The following is a 16,857-nucleotide window of genomic DNA, read 5'->3' on the forward strand; positions in this document are numbered from 1 at the left end:
AACCAATGGATGCCAAACAGTCGACCGCGCAATTAGAAATCTATAAAGATGAGTTGAATGCTGAACTAATCCGTATTATGGATTACTGGTCGAGGTATACGGTTGACGACACCTACGGCGGTTTTTATGGAAAAATAGATCAGCATAACCAAGTCGATTTAAAAGCCCCTAAGGGTTCGGTACTCAACGCCCGGATCCTTTGGTCATTTTCGGCAGCCTACAATCAGGATCAAACACCTTATTACCTTGATTTGGCGCAACGTGCTTATGATTACATCTCCAAGTATTTTATAGACCACGAGCACCGTGGCGTTTACTGGACAGTGGATTTTGAAGGCAATCCCCTCGACACCAAAAAGCAGGTGTATGCCACCGCCTTTACCATTTATGGCTTAAGCGAATATTACATAGCCTCGAAAGACGAAAGCGCTAAGCAATTGGCCATGGATCTCTATAAATTATTGGTCGACAAAAGCTTTGACACCGAACAAACAGGCTATTTCGAAGCCTTCACCCGCGATTGGCAGCCTATTGAAGATCTGCGATTGAGCGAGAAGGATGCTAACGAGAAGAAGACCATGAACACCCATTTGCACGTGCTGGAAGCTTATGCCAACTTGTACCGCATATGGCCCGATGGTGGTTTGCTCGAGCAGATTCTCGGGTTACTTTACAATTTTATTGATCATTTTATAGGTCCGTCCAAACATAGCCTCCACCTGTTTTTTGACGAGAACTGGAAACTGCGGTCGGATTTGGTATCCTATGGTCACGATATTGAAGCCGCCTGGCTGGTATTGCGTGCTGCCGAAATTATAGATGATGAACTACTGATAGCCCAACTGAGACCCATTGCGGTTGATATTGCACACGCCACCCTAAATGGATTAGATAAAGACGGCGGTATGTGGTATGAATATGAACCAGCCTCCAAACGCCTTATCAGCGAAAAGCATTGGTGGGTACAGGCCGAAGCCATGATCGGCTATTTTAATGCCTGGCAAATATCGGGCGATGATAATTTTAAGACGCTTTCGCTCAAAAACTGGGATTTTGTAAAAAACAAGATTTTAGACCAACACAACGGTGAGTGGCATTGGGGAGTTAACCAGCACGGGCAAATAATGCCAAACGAAGATAAAGCCGGCCTTTGGAAATGCCCATATCATAATACCCGCGCCTGTATCGAAATTATTAATCGTATTAATAGCTTATCTTAGTGATATAGAAAAACCAATTATGAACCAGCTTAAAAAAATTTTATCCTCGATAATAACTGTCGTTATTACAGGTTCGGTTTATGCACAGGATGCTGCGGCACCGGTCGCGGTAGCTAAGCAGCAAGTAGCGGATAATAGTAATCTGGCATTAACACCGCCCATGGGTTTTAATACCTGGAATACCTTCCAGACCAATATTGATGAACAGATGCTTTGCGAAATGGTAGATACTTATGTGTCATCGGGCATGCGCGATGCCGGTTACAAGTATTTTGTTTTGGATGATGGCTGGATGAGCATGGATCGGGATTCCACTGGTAATCTGGTGGCCGATCCGAAGAAATTTCCAAGCGGCATGAAAGCGTTTGCCGATTATGTACATAGCAAAGGCATGAAGTTCGGCATTTATAATTGCGCAGGCACTAAAACCTGTGCAGGTTATCCGGGCACTAGGGGTAACGAATATCAGGATGCACGGTTATACGCATCATGGGGTGTTGATTATTTTAAGTATGACTGGTGTAATACCGATAGCCTGAATGCCAGAGAAGCTTATATAACGATGAGTAACGCTTTGAAAGCAACCGGCAGGCCGATTGTTTTTAGTTTGTGCGAGTGGGGTAACCATCAACCCTGGTTATGGGGTAAAGGAGTAGGCCAACTTTGGCGCACTACCGGCGACATTTGCAATCAATTTGATAAAGACAAAGTTATAGGCACCTGGACAGCACAAAGCGTGCTTACGATATTGGATAAACAAGACAAGATCCGCCAGTATAGCGGCCCCGGCCATTGGAATGATCCGGATATGCTGGAGGTTGGCAACGGCATGAGCGTTGCGGAAGACCGGGCGCATTTTACGATGTGGTGCATGCTGGCCGCGCCGCTAATGGCAGGTAACGATCTGCGTAAAATGTCAGCGCAAACGCACGATATTTTAACCAATAAAGAAGTTATTGCACTTGATCAGGATTCGATGGGGATTCAAGGTTTCAAGCAGTTGACAATGGATGGGGTAGAAGTTTGGGTGAAACCCTTAAGCGGAGGTGATGTAGCTGTGGCTTTCTTAAACCGCAGCGGCCAAACACAAGCCATTACCTACGTATGGGCCGAGCACAATATTAAAGATGCAATTTCGAAAGTTGATGTTGATTTTACCAAAACCCAATATAAGGTTCGTGATTTGTGGCTTAAAAAGGATGTTGGTACCACTAAGGGGATGTATAAACAAAGTATTCCTTCGCATGATGTACTTGTTGTAAGGCTTCACGCTTTAAACCAGTAGCTATCTGTAAACCGGCAAGTGGTAACTAATTTTGCTGGTTTATAAATAAAACTTATCAATTTTACGTTTCATAATTGAGGCTATTGAATAATGAAAAACGTACTAATTGGCTTTGTGACGGCTATGCTTTCTTTCTGCGCTTTAAACTCCAGGGCACAAGTGGTTGAACCAAGCGATCATAAAGCGACTAAAGAAACCCGTAACCTTTACAATAATATGCAGCAACTGGTTAGTTCGGGTGTGATGTTCGGTCATCACGATGATACCGCTTACGGAGTTAACTGGCGTTTACAGCCTGATAGTTCGGATGTTAAAGCCGTTACCGGATCATATCCGGCCGTTTATGGTTGGGACCTGGCCAAGTTAGAACACGATAGCACCACCGATATTAACGGTATCCCATTCGAAGCACAACGTAAATTAGTGATTGAAGCCTATCAGCGGGGAGGCATCAATACCTTTTGCTGGCACATGGATAACCCGGTTAACGATAAAACAGCTTGGGATACTACCAGCAATAGCGTAAAACAGCTGTTGCCCGGCGGCGAGTTTCACGATAAATATGAGGACTATTTAAAGAAAATGGCCGCTTATATTAAAACCTTAAAGGGAGAAGACGGTAAGGATATTCCCATATTATTTAGACCCTTCCATGAACTTACAGGTGGTTGGTTTTGGTGGGGGAATAAAACTACCGACCCACAAGATTTTGTAGCGCTCTGGCAATTCACCATTGATTTTTTGAGGAAGAAGCAAAAGCTGCATAATTTATTGGTGGTTTACTCTACAGCCGATTTTATCTCTACGCGAGAATTTATGGATCGCTATCCCGGAGATGACTATGTTGATTTTGTGGGCTTCGATATTTATTGTAACGGTAACGCATGGTACGTACAACAATTGGATGAACAATTATCCATGTTGCAGCAGGTAGCAGCTGAACACCACAAAGTAGCCTGCATTCCCGAAACCGGCTATGAAGGTATCCCCGATGCCAACTGGTGGACGAATATCCTTTTACCTCAACTTGCTAAGTACAAATTGTCTTATGTAATGGCCTGGCGTAATGCAACCAATAAACATTTTTTTGCGCCCTATCCTGGTCAGAAAAGCGCCGCAGACTTCGTGAAGTTTTATAGCAGTCCGAATGTTATATTTCAGAATAATCTGACACCATTAAATATCTATGGTAAAGGTTCGAAATAATTTTAGATTGCTGTGATTAGCGAGAGATTTTGCGATTAAAAAGCGTTGAGTTTGTCAATCACATACTGCACATTTTCCTCCGTATGGCAATAGGAGCAAGGCAGGCTTAGAGTAGTTTGATGTATCTTTTCAGAAATAGGATGATGTTGCCCCTCCAATAAATGCGATAATGCTTTTTGTTGATGTGGCGGCACGGGGTAATGGATTTCTGATGCTATTCCATGTTGTAATAAATAAGACTTCAATTCATCGCGACGTGGGTGGCGAATGTTAAAGATGTGATATACATCCGTATAGTCAGCATCAACAACCGGGAGTATAAAATCGCTTTTAAGCTGATTTAAATACATAGTGGCCAGTTTTTGTTTATGCGCATTGATGGCATCTAAGGCCTCCAGTTTAATTTGCAGAAAGGCGGCCTGCAATTCGTCCAGGCGGGAGTTTACACCCATGTATTCGTTATAATATTTCTTTTCGGAGCCGTAATTACGCAGTTTTTTGATTTTATCGGCATAGGCTTCCTCATTAGTGGTTATTGCTCCCGCATCGCCCAAAGCCCCAAGGTTTTTGGTTGGGTAAAAGCTAAAAGTTCCAAACTCACCAAATGTGCCCGACTTTCTGCCCCTGTACATAGCGCCGTGTGATTGCGCACAATCTTCTATCAAAATAAGGTTGTGCTTTTCTTTAATAGCCATTATCGCATCCATATCGCAGCACTTGCCATATAGATGTACAATCATTATCGCCTTGGTTTTAGAGGTGATGGCTTGTTCTATTTTGGCAGGGTCTATATTATAGGTATGGATATCGGGTTCAATCAATATCGGTACCAGGTTATTATTAGTAATTGATAATATAGTAGCGATGTAGGTATTCGCCGGAACAATAACCTCGCTGCCCGGCTCAAAGTCGAAGGTCTTTATAGATAATGTCAGTGCATCCAGCCCGTTGGCAACACCTACACAGTAGGTAGAGTGGTTCCATGCTGCAAATTGGGTTTCGAAGTCGGCCGTGTATTTACCCAGTATGTACCATCCGTTGTTTAAAAAATCGTTAAAGCGTTGTTTAAACACTTCGTTGAACGGTTTATTAAGCTCGAACAGGTTTTCGTAGGGTATCATTAGCTATTTGGATATGGGTCGAAAATATAATCAGTAGCGTCAAATGATGTTGAGGCCAATACCAGTAATATCGCGTCCGGGCTAAAATTCTTCATCACATGCCAGTCCTGGGTTTCCAGTATCAGGCATTTGTGCGGACAATCCATTTCAAAAGATTCCGTTTTTGTTCCGTCGTTATTAACAATTGTACAGCTACCTTTAATACAGATAGCGGCCTGTACTGTTTTATGGTGCCTGTGCCCGCCACGAGCCGAGCTATCTACACCGTAAATGTAAAATAAGCGTTTTATGTCAAATGGTATTACCTCGTCTAAAACGGTGAGGTTACCACGGTCATCACTAAAAGTAGGAATGTTAATTAAATGAGCCATGTATTGTAGTAGATGTTACAGTTGATCTAGCATATCGAGCAGTTTGCTGTTGGCATCCTGGCTGAATTTTCGCGCAAAGAGGTCATCTGTGTTTTTTAGTGCAGTAAAATCCTGAATATTTAAAGTTTTAGGGTGTGTGCCACCCGACGACCAGTCGATGTACCGGTAATCATTGTTAACTAACCGGTCGGCGTATTCAGAATTCATCAGTATAGTTTGAAAAACAAATTCGTCGCTTCCCCAGGTAAATAGGAAAAATCGCTCGAGATGGGGATGACTTTCCACAAAATGCACCACATATTTTGCACACTCCGGGGTCAACATCCAAAACATCGACTTGCCATATGGCTTTAGACCTTCAGGTATTTTTCGTTTAGGTGCGAAAAAATTAACTAGTTTTTCAGTCCGGTATTTTCCTCTAAAGGTGAAATTTACAAAGTGATAACGAGTTATTCGCGGTAAGGCTTCAATCCATTTATCCTCGATACTTTCAAACTCTATAAACTCCTTTCCTTTATTTTTTTCAAAGAAATTGAGCATGTATTCTGCAGACTTTATGGGATAATCCTGCCCGCTTATAAAGTTAATATAGTCGTATTTGATCTCTGTAGCAGCGATTTCCTTAATACATTTAAAGGTAGCCTTAATAGTATTATATCCTGCCCAACGCACGTCTTCGCGGTTATGCACCAAAAAAACATTGGGGTATTGCTGTAGATATAAGTAGGGCTTAATGCTGAATTTTTTGTCGACGTGAATGTAAAAATCAAACGAGGGGTGCGATAATCGTTTGATGAGTCGCTCAGTTAACTTGGGATTGGTATACGTTAGTATTAGATGGGCAACTTTCATTATAGTTATTAGCTACGACAAACTTTATATAATGGTTTTCGCCGCAGAGGGTTTGTTAAGTAACAATATCATGCCAAAGTTAGCTGCTGGGGCATCCTGTAAACACTGAAGTGGTAAACTGAATAAACTGAACAGAACTTTTACATTAAACTTAAAAACGCTACAAAAGTTGTATAACGGTTGCTTAACATTAGGCATATTTTGTACATTTAGGTATTATAAACCAAATTCGCTTTCTGTTAACCATCAGAGAGCGGCCTAATTATTAAACGAAATGCCTTACATTCATTTGGATGAGAAGCTGCCGGGCATAACCGGTTTACTCAATTATCGGTTGGATACCGCCTTGCCAATTCGTCAGCTTACCCACACGTTATTACGTGGCGAATCTACGCTTACCGAAGGCGAACGCGAGTTAATTGCCACAGTAGTATCGCACGGTAACGATTGTTATTTTTGTACTGCTGCGCATACTGCCGCCGCTGATGCGCTGCTGGGTGAAAGTGAAACTTCTGAACAAGTAAAAAACGACCCTGACTATGCCCCTGTGAGTGTTAAGATGAAATTTTTGCTGGAAATTGCCCGCAAGGTGCAGGTAAGCGGTAAACAGGTTAAACCCGAACTTGTAGCCCTGGCTAAAGAAGCAGGCGCAACCGATATGGAAATACATGACACGGTATTGATAGCAGCCTTGTTTAGTCTATATAATCGTTATGTAGATGGCCTTAATTCGGTTACACCAAGTATAGAATCTGGCTTTTATGATCGCCTTGGAGGTATCCTGAAAACAAGTGGCTATCTGCCATCAGAAAACAGGTACGCCGCTTTAGAAATCGAAACAGTTAAATAGAAATCTTTATGATATGACGTTTAAAAATAAAGGCCGCCTTTTTTGGTTTGGGATATGCTTATTGTTGGTACCCGGATTGGTGCATGCTTATCTGTTGATGCCATTTCCGGGTAGTCAGGATTTAAATGCCATCACCGTTTCTTATTATCTCGAAAAGATAGTGATGCCTTTACGGATATTGGGCTTTATACTAGTGCTCTGGTATTTTGCCCGTTTCTTTAATACCGATAGCAAAAGGCAGAAATTATGGAAGTTTGCAGCTTTGGTAATTTGCGCTGCCGTATATTACTTTACCGATGTGCAATACAAAGCTTCGAAAATGTTTGAAGAGCCACATACGGTTGCCTTTGCCAATGCTTTAAAAAATAAAGTACCACAAGGATATGTGGTGTTAGGTGTTGAACACGATGGGGTGGCAAAAGCATATCCGTTAATTTATTTGGGCTACCACCATAAAGTGCAGGATAACGTGGGCAACGAGCCTGTATTGGTAACCTATTGTACCATGTGCCGCACAGGCAGAGTTTATAGCCCGATGATTGATGGTAAGCGTGAAAAATTCAGGTTGGTGGGCGCGAGGCATTACAACGCTGTTGTTGAGGACGAAAGCACAGGCACCTGGTGGTACCAGGCTACCGGTAAAGCAGCGGTAGGGAAATTGAAAGGCTCGTCGCTAAAAGAACTCGGTTACGAGCAAACTACGTTGGAATCATGGCTGAAAAGACATCCCAACTCGCTGATTATGCAACCAGATAACTATTTCGCGACAGATTATGCCGACCTGAAGAATTATGATCGCCGCCAGCCTGTTGACAAGGATAGTTTATTAAAAAACAAAGATTCGCTGATTAGAAAAAGTTGGGTTGTTGGTGTAATTTTAGATGGGAAAGCGAAAGCATACGAGTGGCGCCAGCTGTTTAAGCAAAACCTATTGAATGATAAACTTGGTAATACCGACGTATTGATAGGTATTGAAGAAGATAGTGTTACTTACCACGCCTGGAACCGAACGGTTGATAACAAACAGCTAAATTTTAGTTTAAATGCTTCGGGCGATTTAACAGATATGGAAACCTCCTCTACATGGGATTGGAGTGGACTTTGCACCAACGGTAAGTTAAAAGGTAAACAACTTGCGCCCATACAATCTTATCAGGAGTATTGGCATTCGTGGCATCATTTCCACCCGGAATCACAACTATGGCATGGAAAGGATATAACGCCCAAAATGGCAAAATTATAATCAGTAAAAGTCAGAATATCATTAGCTTCTATAGATAACAAGCCTCATTTTTGTAATAACCAATTATGTTACGACAATGAGGCTTGCTTTGCTTTTTGCGGTTCTGATATTTTTTAGTCAGCGACTTTTTGCGCAAACTTTTAATATTAAAGACTACGGCGCCATAGCCGATGGTAAAACGGTAAACACACTTGCATTGCAGAAGGCTGTGGATGCTTGCAGCGCAAACGGCGGCGGTATGGTTTACGTGCCCGCAGGTACTTTTGTAACCGGTACCTTTCATCTCAAAAGCAATATCAATCTCCATTTAGAAAGTGGCGCCGTATTAAAAGGCAGCGCCGACCTGAAAGATTACGACTCTTTTACCCAGCCCGTTTATGGCCTTACGTATTACGGGATGCTATATACAACCGATGCGGAAAATGTTTCGATAACCGGCCTGGGTACTATTGATGGAAATAATCCCGCTTTTCACGATTTTACAAAAGCCAAAAAGATAGACGCCGAGAGCAGCAAACTTACCCGGCAAAAAGCAAACTATCGCCATGTTGAAACTGGAATAGGAGACGGTCCTGTGGTGCCCAACAAAGACCGCCCACACCAGATGGTGATTTTCTCTAATTGTAAAAACGTACACATCCGCGATGTTTCTTTAATTAATTCGCCATTCTGGACTTTGCATATAGCCGATTGCGATGCAGTGAATATCTCAGACATACGTTTGTGGAGTGGTATTTTGGTGCCTAATGCCGATGGGATTGATGTAACCAGCTCAAGTAATGTAGTGATCAAAGGCTGCGATATTCGTGCCGGCGACGATGCCATCATTGTAGCGGGATATGATCATCATTTCGAAATCCCCGGTTTTAAAGGTATTAAGCACGTATCCGAAAATGTGGTGATATCAGATTGCAATCTGCAATCGTACTCGAGCGCTATTCGTATTGGGTTCCTCGATCAAAACACGGTTAGGAATGTGCATGTGAGCCATGTTAATATTACTAATTCAACCCGCGGTATCGGGATATTTTTGCGTGATGAGGGCTCCCTGGAGAATATTACCTTCTCTGATATACATATCGAAACCCATTTGCATACCGGCGATTGGTGGGGCAATGGCGAGCCAATCCATATTTCGGCCGTACGGGGCAAAGAGAATGTAAAAATGGGGGTAATCAAAAATATAGAGTTTAATAATATCGATTGCACCGGCGAGAACGGTATGCTCATTTACGGTTCGGCCGAGAGTGTAATACAGGATGTCCGCTTTAACAACATATCGTTTCAATTGCAAAATAGTAAATTGAATGATGTTGCCGGCGGTAATATCGATATGCGCGGCGCCCTGTACCCCAAAGACCAATTGTTTGCCAGCGATATTCCTGGTTTATTAGCCCATTATGTTGACGGATTGTCGATCAATAATTTCAGACTGGGTTGGGATAAAACGATTACCCAACCTTATTTTACCAGTGGGATAGCAGCAGATTACTTTAAAGATCTGCACATCTCCGACTTTAAAGGTTCCGCTGCACCACACAACAGCAAAGCTGCCGCAGTTGCTTTAAGCAATGGCAGTAAAGTAGAAACAGATGTCAAAAATGTAAGTCAAACTAATGTTACCAATTTTAGGCTATTGAAATAATAACCCACTAATTAAAACCATTTGCAGCACCCAAAGCTTTAATAGTTTTAACCAAAAGAGTTTTTTATGAATGCCTATCAACAGAAATGGATCGAAATATTGCAACATGCCCGCGTGCCTAACTGGACTATTAGCGCCGCCGGAGATAATGTGCTGATCCACGTACCAGATAATCACAGCATTAAAGAGTTAGCTAACAACATCGAGACCGTGCTGGCCGAAATATCTCTCGATATAAATCTGCCTAAAGAACGATTAAAGTTCATTATAAAAAATTCGCGAGAGGAAATAGATTACGTTTTGAATCCAGGCGTGGATGATTTAATTACCAGAAAAACATAATTAGCTATTGGTTATAGGGTCTGGCACTCACGGTCGCTTTTATAAATTATTAAATTAAGAACAAACTGAGCTATTTCTCTAAAAGATAATTTCGTTTTGCTACTTTCGTTAACAAAATTAAAAGCTTAATGGAGATCAAGCAAAAAGTTAATAGTCTGGGATTTTTAAGGGGCTTAGCTGTTACGATGGTTTGTTTTTGTCATTTTGGCAATGCACTATCTCATGGTAATGTTTTGGCCAAAATGTTTGACATTTTTCATGTCTACGGAAAAATTGGTGTACAAGTATTTTTTGTGATCTCCGGCTTTATCATACCCTTAAGTATGGATAAAGCTAAATATCATATTAAGTTTTATTTTAAGTTTTTAGCAAAGCGTGCCGTTAGGCTACACCCTCCATATTTGGTTGCATTAGTGTTGACGTTTGTTATTATAGCAGTGGTGAATCATGTTAAGCATATTCCATTTCCCGAGACACCAATTTCTGTAATTAAGAGCTGTTTTTACTTGTATGTGCCCGCTAATAACCCGGTTTTCTGGACTTTGCAAATAGAGGCCGAGTATTACATATTTATGGGGCTTTATTTTGCGTTATTAAAACGTTACACTAATCTAACGCTTTGTTTATCAATTCCATTGTTTATGATATTAAGCCAAACGGGGGTTGTTAGTCATATTGGCTTGTTAAATTATTTAATATTCTTTTTGATGGGTACCGTTGGCTACCTGATCTATAATAGAAACCGAGCTAAAAACTACCTCAAGTACATTTTTCTGGCGGCTTTAATCGTATTTTCTTTCGCGTATTATGAATTGGCTGCTACAATTGCAGCTTTGTTTACCATTACTTTTATTTTGTTTTATCGTAAACCCGTAAATAAGGTTTTTGACTTTGCCGGTGAAATATCTTATTCTATTTATCTGATACATTTTCCGATAGGGGTAAAACTAATTAACCTCGCCGTAAGCCATGTAAATCCTAATTATTACCTTATACTTTTTTTAGTTACTAATGTTATCGTGTTCGGCCTCGGTATACTTTTTTGGAAATTTGTTGAAAAACCATTCGGCAATCTTTCTAATAAAATTAGATATGGTGCCACCCAAACGGTACCTAAACCGCTGCCTTTGATCACCGCTTAAGAATTGGCGTAAATTATTGGAAATAGCATTTTAGAAATTTAAGGCAAAAGACCTTTTATGATTTTAAACAGGATGAATTTGGTAGGTAATCAATTTTTGTTGAACAGGCGGCACAGAATATATTTACGATATGATACAGTTTGGATTTAAAAATAAATTTCAAAAAGATATATACTTAGCAGAGCGAATGTTATTGTTTCTCTGCTTTTTTATTTTTAGTACTGCTTTATTTGCTACCTCTAGAAAATGCGTCACCAATAATAGATCCAATGAAACAGATACGCTTGTCAGAGTCGATGGAAAATCGTTAATCCCTATCCGGTTTCATCTAGCACAAGCTGGCTATTTGACGCTCGTTATTGACGATACCGCTGATGTTCGTGTGCGTAATCTTGTCTCGGAAACATGGTACCCCGCCGGGGATAATGTAGTACGGTGGGATGGTTTGAATGATCTTGGGCGCGATGCGGATGCAGCCAATCATGGGATTTATTCCGTTTCGGGGAATTTTATCAATCCGGGAAAGTATCGGGTAAGAGGAATTATCAGAAATGAGATCTCGGCTCACTATGAGTTTTCCTTTAACTACGCTGGCTCGCCACCCTGGGGCACAGATGATCATACTGGTGGATGGCTGGCTAACCACAGTCCCCCTCAAGCCGCATTATATCTTCCCGGGAAGTTATCTCCCAATAGTAGTCCAATTATACTACTGGGATGTTATGTATCCGAAGGCGTTGATGGTTTTGCCTGGGTTGATTTGAAAGGCAAGAAGTTGGGTGGTAAAAAATGGATAGGTGGGGCGTGGACCTCAGCGCCATTTATAGCGGCGGATAACTTTAATAGCGCGTCTTCAGGTAATTCCGCCTATGTAGCCTCAATATGGGAAGCGACTAAGCTTTCAGGGAAATTTGAGTTAAGGCTAAATGCGCTCAGTATTTACAAGAACGATTTTAAGGTTATTGAGATCGGGAAATATCCTATCGGAGCATTTTCGCGAAGTGACCTCACCAAAGTACTAAGCGGGCTGGGCGTTTATGATAATATAGCTGTAGTCAGCCTGATCAAAAAAAATCAACTGATTTTTATCGATACAAAACAAGGTCACATCATCGACTCCTTGCATATTGAAAGCCCCAAAGGTGTAATGATAGATTCTACGGGGCGATTAATGCTTCTCTCAGGGAATAAATTAATCGGCTTTAAATCGATCGCAGACGCATTAAAGGGTGCTAAGCCGCAAGTAATTATCGGAACAGGCCTCGATGATCCATTTGCGGTTATTGAAGATTATCGGGGTAATTTTTACATTACAAACAGGGAGACCAATACCGTAAAGGTATTTAATGCAAAAGGGGGATTTTTAAATGAGGTAGGAACGCCAGGCCCATCTAAAGCCGGGAAATATAATCCATTGCATATGAATAACCCCGCCGGACTTTGTATTGATGAGAAGCAGCAATTATGGGTAACGGAGGAGGACTATCTGCCCAAACGGGTTAGCGTGTGGACGCTTGACGGCAAACTGATCAAAGCTTTTTACGGTCCTTCAAAATATGGTGGCGGGGGCACACTAGATCCTTCAAATAAAAATAAGGCCTATTATAGTGAATCAGAGAAGGGGACAATGGAGTTTACGCTCGATTGGCAGGGAGGTAAGTGGGAAGTTGCAAACATTAATTACCGGCCAACACCAGACGATCTGAAACTCCCGTTAAGAAACGCTGCGCCAGAAACACCAATTTATTTTAACGGCCGGCAATATTTTACCAATTGCTATACATCGAACCCTACAAATGGGCATAACACCGCAGTTTTATTTATTGATCGCGATGGTGTTTTAGTTCCCGTGGCGGCTATGGGAAAAGCAGCGGACTGGGATATATTAAAGCAAGATCAGTTTAAAAGTAGGTTGCCGGAAGGCGTCGATCTGAAAGTTGATAACAAAAACAACGCTGCATTTTTTATCTGGCAGGACTCCAATGCAAACGGCCATGTTGAGCCGGAAGAGGTGGCTTGCCTAAAAGGACCAACCTTGGGTATAACCATAATGCCCGATCTTTCATTCTGTATTGCAAGCCTCAATGGTAGTGCAGTAAAGTTTTCGCCGCTTACATTTACCGATAAAGGCATACCGCAATATAATTTGTCTAAACTTCAAATATTGTCGGCAGGAGTATTGCCGCCGGCATCATCCGGCGGGGCACAGGTTTTATCGGCGACCGACGGCTGGAATATCCTCACGTTAGGCGTTAAACCCTATTCGCCCCTATCAATAAGCGGAATAAAAGACGGTAGCGTAAAATGGACCTACCCCGATCTTTGGCCTGGTTTACATGCATCTCATCGTGCCCCGGTTGCCGACCAGCCGGGAATGCTGATCGGTACCACACGTTTATTAGGAGAAGTCCTAAATTTCAAAAACCCGCAGATGCCCTCGCTGTGGGCAATTAATGGGAATCATGGCAACGTATATATATTTACAGATGACGGTTTGTTTGTGACTACCGTTTTTAGAGATAAAAGTATAGCACCCAATTGGAGAATGAAAACCTCGCAAAGAAATATGAGGGTAGACACCTTGACGCTTGGCGAAGAAAATTTTTTTCCAACCATCACCAAAACCGCCGATGAAAAAGTTTATATGGTTGACGGTGCCAGAAGCAGCATTGTAAGGCTGGATGGCTTGGAAACGATCAGAAGGCTATCCGATAGCTTTGTGGAAGTTTTGCCCATAGATATTCAAAAAATTAAGGCTGGTACCTTAACAAAAGCGACAAATCAAAACCAGCTGAAAGCTAAGATGCTGGATGTAACAATATTTAAATCGAAGCCAGTTATCGACGGCGTTTTGGCAGATTGGAATAACGCACCCTGGGTACAAATCGATAACAGAGGGTTTACAATGAAGCGTACCAGTTTGCCGGTTTACGACGTATCTGCCTCACTTGGTGTTTATGGAGACCGTATCTATGGCATGTATTGCACGGGTGAACCATCTTTATTGCAAAATTCGGGTGAGATGCCGGTGGCTCCATTCAAAACCGGAGGGGCGCTTGATTTGATGATAGGTACTTCTTCCAAAGCCAACCCTAATCGTGGTGCTCCCGTTGCGGGCGATTGCCGTTTGATTATCACCGTGGTAAATAATAAACCCATGGCGTTATTATACCGGGCCGTTGTGCCGGGCACGCCGGCAGATAAGCGGGTGCCTTTCTCGTCGCCATCCAATACAGTTACTTTTGATAGAGTAGACGATGTAACCTCCCAGCTGGAATTTGCGGCAAAAAACGGGAATTACGAATTTTCGATACCATTAAGTGTAATTGGTATTAAGCCTTACAATGGGCTGCAAATTAAAGGCGACATCGGTATTTTGAGGGGGAAAGACGGGCAAACCGTTTCAAGAATTTATTGGAGTAATAAGGCCACGGGGCTTACATCCGATGTGCCGTCGGAAGCGATGTTGACACCTAATTTATGGGGTACATTCATATTTAAAGATCAGAAATAGAGAATCCTTAAATTATTGTCTATCGGCTTTTTTGCTTAATTTCGGCCAGTTTTAAGCACCCACTTCATGATCGATCAGCAGATTAAAGCAGTTATCAGAGATATCGCCGATTTTCCCAAACCGGGTATCGTTTTTAAAGACATTACCCCAATCTTAAAAGATCCTGCGCTTTGCAATGGCATTGTTGATGCTTTTATAGATCAGTTGAAAGGTACCCGTGTCGACGTGGTTGCTGGGGTAGAAAGCCGTGGTTTCCTATTCGGGTTAACATTGGCTAATAAACTAGGGGTGCCCTTTGTGCCTGTGCGCAAAGCAGGCAAGTTGCCTTTTAGCATTAAACAAAAGGTTTACGAGTTAGAGTATGGCACCGCCACCATCGAATTACATACCGACGCCTTCGAACCTGGCCAACATGTGTTGATCCATGACGATTTGTTGGCTACCGGTGGCACAGTTACCGCCGCCAGCGAACTCATAGAAGAAATGGGTGGGGTAGTGGCTGGCTTTACGTTTGTGGTAGGTCTAAACTTCCTAAATGGTAAAGAACGGATTGCGCCCCTGTGCGATAAAATTGTAGTACTGGCCGAGTACTAATTTTACGCTGCCGGTGGTGCAGTGGTGCAAAATTCCACATGCACCACTGTGTTCCTACTTAAAAGTCATTTTTGGGCTGAAAATATATTTATATATTTGATTTTCAACTGTATAAGTCAATGGCTTTTAAGTGGGTATTTCTTAGGCATGCACCACTTTCACAAACTTTTAAGTCATTTTCGCAAAAAAAAGCTGTCAGCGTTTTATTGCGAAAATATTCGTAAGCGGATGTGTATGAGGATACCCGCCCGGGTATTGAGTGTTTGTCGACCATGTTGGTAACATCAGCCACTCATTAAATAGTATGGATCATTATTTCTCAAATAGTGTACGTTCGGAATTTCAGGGGCGTGGTTTCATGGTTGCTTAGTAAATTTGATGATAGCCATTACTTGGCTTTTTAATTTTTTCGAACCTAACATCTATCAAATGAAAACAAACCTTACACTCTTAATTTTTATTGCAGCAACGCTGTTCAGTTGCAAAAAAGACACCGCTGTAGACAATGTTAAACCTGCATTAGAGGCCAGCAACTCATCCACTACTATTATGGCTGCGTCTGGCGTTCCGTTAAATTCGGTATTAAAAATTGTTTTAAGATAACGCGACCAGCAACGGCATCTGAAACACATTGCTTAATTCATTTTTTATGAAAAGAAATTCATTTCTCAGATCGTGTTTTGCCTTAGGGGCAATTGTGGTAGCCCCCATTAGTGGAATTGCAGAAATTGTAAAGCGATTTAGGGTGAATAACGGGTTTAGCGTAGATGCAGGCAAAAGCCGTACCGACAAAACGATCACCCTTTTTGAAGGAGATACATTTTTTCCGAAAGTAGCAACTAAGGACACTGATGGCGATATCTATGTTTTCGAATCATCGAGAGTTAAGGAGGGGGGGCCTGCGCATCACTATCATTTCACGCAGGATGAATGGTGGTACGTATTACAAGGAGAGTTTTTAATCCGCATTGGTGATACAACTTATCATGCCAAGGCTGGAGACAGTGTTTTTGGCCCCCGGATGATACCGCATAGCTTTGCAAAGATTGGGGATGGTGAAGGCAAGCTGTTACAATTCTTCCAGCCTGCCGGTAAAATGGAAGAGTTTTTCAGTAAAGTAAGTGAGGGGGCACTTAAAGACCTGACCTTGGAGCAACAAGATAAATTTAGAGAAGAATACGGATTTAAAAGGGTAGGGCCGGCAATAAAGTATGAAAAGAAGCTGTAGTGGTTAAGTGTGATTGATTGAGTTAAATAGTCACCCGCGTTAGCGATTGCAGTGGAAAGCCCGGAATGTAGCGCAGCGGAATGAGGACTTGCAACGGAAAGCGCGGGCCACAGGCAACGCCATGAAAAGAGAATCAAGAATCGAGAGACAAGAATCAAGACAACAGAACTTCAAGCTAATTACCATTTTTCAGCATATGGTTGGTGTTGTCGCCGACCATTCCGCTTTCGCAGGGTCTCTCACG

The 16,857-nt window shown here is 42.0% G+C and carries 15 protein-coding genes; 12 read left to right on the top strand and 3 right to left on the bottom strand.

The window, feature by feature from the left end:
* Nucleotides 1-5 precede the first annotated feature (5 nt).
* The 3 genes from GSY63_RS16405 (at nt 6) to GSY63_RS16415 (ending at nt 3,711) form a co-directional block, all read left to right on the top strand.
* On the top strand, nt 6-1,220 hold the full coding sequence (locus tag GSY63_RS16405; protein ID WP_166586884.1) for an AGE family epimerase/isomerase: 1,215 nt from the start codon (nt 6-8) through the stop codon (nt 1,218-1,220).
* Nucleotides 1,221-1,239: 19 nt separating this feature from the next.
* Nucleotides 1,240-2,505 (top strand): glycoside hydrolase family 27 protein, encoded by a 1,266-nt coding sequence (locus GSY63_RS16410; protein ID WP_166586885.1) that lies wholly within the window; start codon nt 1,240-1,242, stop codon nt 2,503-2,505.
* Nucleotides 2,506-2,595: 90 nt separating this feature from the next.
* Nucleotides 2,596-3,711 carry a glycoside hydrolase family 26 protein gene (locus GSY63_RS16415; protein WP_166586886.1) on the top strand — a complete coding sequence of 372 codons (1,116 nt, stop codon included), beginning with the start codon at nt 2,596-2,598 and terminating at the stop codon, nt 3,709-3,711.
* Between the two features lie 35 nt (nt 3,712-3,746).
* Here GSY63_RS16415 and GSY63_RS16420 read toward each other — a convergent pair whose 3' ends face one another.
* Genes GSY63_RS16420 through GSY63_RS16430 form a run of 3 tightly spaced genes read right to left on the bottom strand, consistent with a single transcriptional unit; the run spans nt 3,747 to nt 6,055 of the window.
* Complete coding sequence (locus GSY63_RS16420) at nt 3,747-4,832, bottom strand: DegT/DnrJ/EryC1/StrS family aminotransferase (RefSeq protein ID WP_166586887.1); 1,086 nt, start codon at nt 4,830-4,832, stop codon at nt 3,747-3,749.
* Nucleotides 4,832-5,203 carry a sugar 3,4-ketoisomerase gene (locus GSY63_RS16425; RefSeq protein WP_166586888.1) on the bottom strand — a complete coding sequence of 124 codons (372 nt, stop codon included), beginning with the start codon at nt 5,201-5,203 and terminating at the stop codon, nt 4,832-4,834. Before GSY63_RS16425 ends, GSY63_RS16420 begins: the two co-directional genes overlap by 1 nt.
* A gap of 15 nt (nt 5,204-5,218) precedes the next feature.
* Complete coding sequence (locus GSY63_RS16430; protein WP_166586889.1) at nt 5,219-6,055, bottom strand: beta-1,6-N-acetylglucosaminyltransferase; 837 nt, start codon at nt 6,053-6,055, stop codon at nt 5,219-5,221.
* A gap of 274 nt (nt 6,056-6,329) precedes the next feature.
* Between GSY63_RS16430 and GSY63_RS16435 the strand changes: the two genes are divergently transcribed.
* The 9 genes from GSY63_RS16435 to GSY63_RS16475 all read left to right on the top strand — a co-directional run bounded on the left by GSY63_RS16435 (nt 6,330) and on the right by GSY63_RS16475 (nt 16,613).
* Entirely contained in the window at nt 6,330-6,905 is a 576-nt protein-coding gene (locus tag GSY63_RS16435) for a carboxymuconolactone decarboxylase family protein (RefSeq protein WP_166586890.1), read from the top strand.
* Nucleotides 6,906-6,918: 13 nt separating this feature from the next.
* Nucleotides 6,919-8,148: a DUF3179 domain-containing (seleno)protein gene (locus GSY63_RS16440; protein WP_166586891.1), complete on the top strand. Its 1,230-nt coding sequence runs from the start codon at nt 6,919-6,921 to the stop codon at nt 8,146-8,148.
* A 76-nt stretch (nt 8,149-8,224) separates the two neighbouring features.
* Entirely contained in the window at nt 8,225-9,793 is a 1,569-nt protein-coding gene (locus tag GSY63_RS16445; RefSeq protein WP_166586892.1) for a glycoside hydrolase family 28 protein, read from the top strand.
* Nucleotides 9,794-9,859: 66 nt separating this feature from the next.
* Entirely contained in the window at nt 9,860-10,135 is a 276-nt protein-coding gene (locus GSY63_RS16450) for a hypothetical protein (protein ID WP_166586893.1), read from the top strand.
* Nucleotides 10,136-10,263: 128 nt separating this feature from the next.
* Entirely contained in the window at nt 10,264-11,277 is a 1,014-nt protein-coding gene (locus GSY63_RS16455; RefSeq protein ID WP_166586894.1) for an acyltransferase family protein, read from the top strand.
* A gap of 346 nt (nt 11,278-11,623) precedes the next feature.
* A complete protein-coding gene (locus GSY63_RS16460) occupies nt 11,624-14,791 on the top strand; it encodes an NHL repeat-containing protein (protein WP_166586895.1) in 3,168 nt (1,055 codons plus the stop codon).
* Nucleotides 14,792-14,857: 66 nt separating this feature from the next.
* Nucleotides 14,858-15,385, top strand: a complete 528-nt coding sequence (locus GSY63_RS16465; RefSeq protein ID WP_166586896.1) for an adenine phosphoribosyltransferase — start codon at nt 14,858-14,860, stop codon at nt 15,383-15,385.
* A 429-nt stretch (nt 15,386-15,814) separates the two neighbouring features.
* Nucleotides 15,815-15,988 carry a hypothetical protein gene (locus GSY63_RS16470; RefSeq protein WP_166586897.1) on the top strand — a complete coding sequence of 58 codons (174 nt, stop codon included), beginning with the start codon at nt 15,815-15,817 and terminating at the stop codon, nt 15,986-15,988.
* A gap of 46 nt (nt 15,989-16,034) precedes the next feature.
* Entirely contained in the window at nt 16,035-16,613 is a 579-nt protein-coding gene (locus GSY63_RS16475; protein ID WP_166586898.1) for a cupin domain-containing protein, read from the top strand.
* Nucleotides 16,614-16,857 lie beyond the last annotated feature (244 nt).

Origin of the sequence: Mucilaginibacter agri (genome assembly GCF_009928685.1) — a bacterium.
Lineage (GTDB): Bacteria > Bacteroidota > Bacteroidia > Sphingobacteriales > Sphingobacteriaceae > Mucilaginibacter > Mucilaginibacter agri.

Coding starts and splice junctions, on each gene's coding strand:
- GSY63_RS16465 (WP_166586896.1), top strand. CDS start 14,858: ATGATCGATCAGCAGATTAAAGCAGTTATCAGAGATATCGCCGATTTT.
- GSY63_RS16425 (WP_166586888.1), bottom strand. CDS start 5,203: ATGGCTCATTTAATTAACATTCCTACTTTTAGTGATGACCGTGGTAAC.
- GSY63_RS16405 (WP_166586884.1), top strand. CDS start 6: ATGGATGCCAAACAGTCGACCGCGCAATTAGAAATCTATAAAGATGAG.
- GSY63_RS16450 (WP_166586893.1), top strand. CDS start 9,860: ATGAATGCCTATCAACAGAAATGGATCGAAATATTGCAACATGCCCGC.
- GSY63_RS16470 (WP_166586897.1), top strand. CDS start 15,815: ATGAAAACAAACCTTACACTCTTAATTTTTATTGCAGCAACGCTGTTC.
- GSY63_RS16420 (WP_166586887.1), bottom strand. CDS start 4,832: ATGATACCCTACGAAAACCTGTTCGAGCTTAATAAACCGTTCAACGAA.
- GSY63_RS16445 (WP_166586892.1), top strand. CDS start 8,225: ATGAGGCTTGCTTTGCTTTTTGCGGTTCTGATATTTTTTAGTCAGCGA.
- GSY63_RS16410 (WP_166586885.1), top strand. CDS start 1,240: ATGAACCAGCTTAAAAAAATTTTATCCTCGATAATAACTGTCGTTATT.
- GSY63_RS16440 (WP_166586891.1), top strand. CDS start 6,919: ATGACGTTTAAAAATAAAGGCCGCCTTTTTTGGTTTGGGATATGCTTA.
- GSY63_RS16455 (WP_166586894.1), top strand. CDS start 10,264: ATGGAGATCAAGCAAAAAGTTAATAGTCTGGGATTTTTAAGGGGCTTA.
- GSY63_RS16415 (WP_166586886.1), top strand. CDS start 2,596: ATGAAAAACGTACTAATTGGCTTTGTGACGGCTATGCTTTCTTTCTGC.
- GSY63_RS16435 (WP_166586890.1), top strand. CDS start 6,330: ATGCCTTACATTCATTTGGATGAGAAGCTGCCGGGCATAACCGGTTTA.
- GSY63_RS16430 (WP_166586889.1), bottom strand. CDS start 6,055: ATGAAAGTTGCCCATCTAATACTAACGTATACCAATCCCAAGTTAACT.
- GSY63_RS16475 (WP_166586898.1), top strand. CDS start 16,035: ATGAAAAGAAATTCATTTCTCAGATCGTGTTTTGCCTTAGGGGCAATT.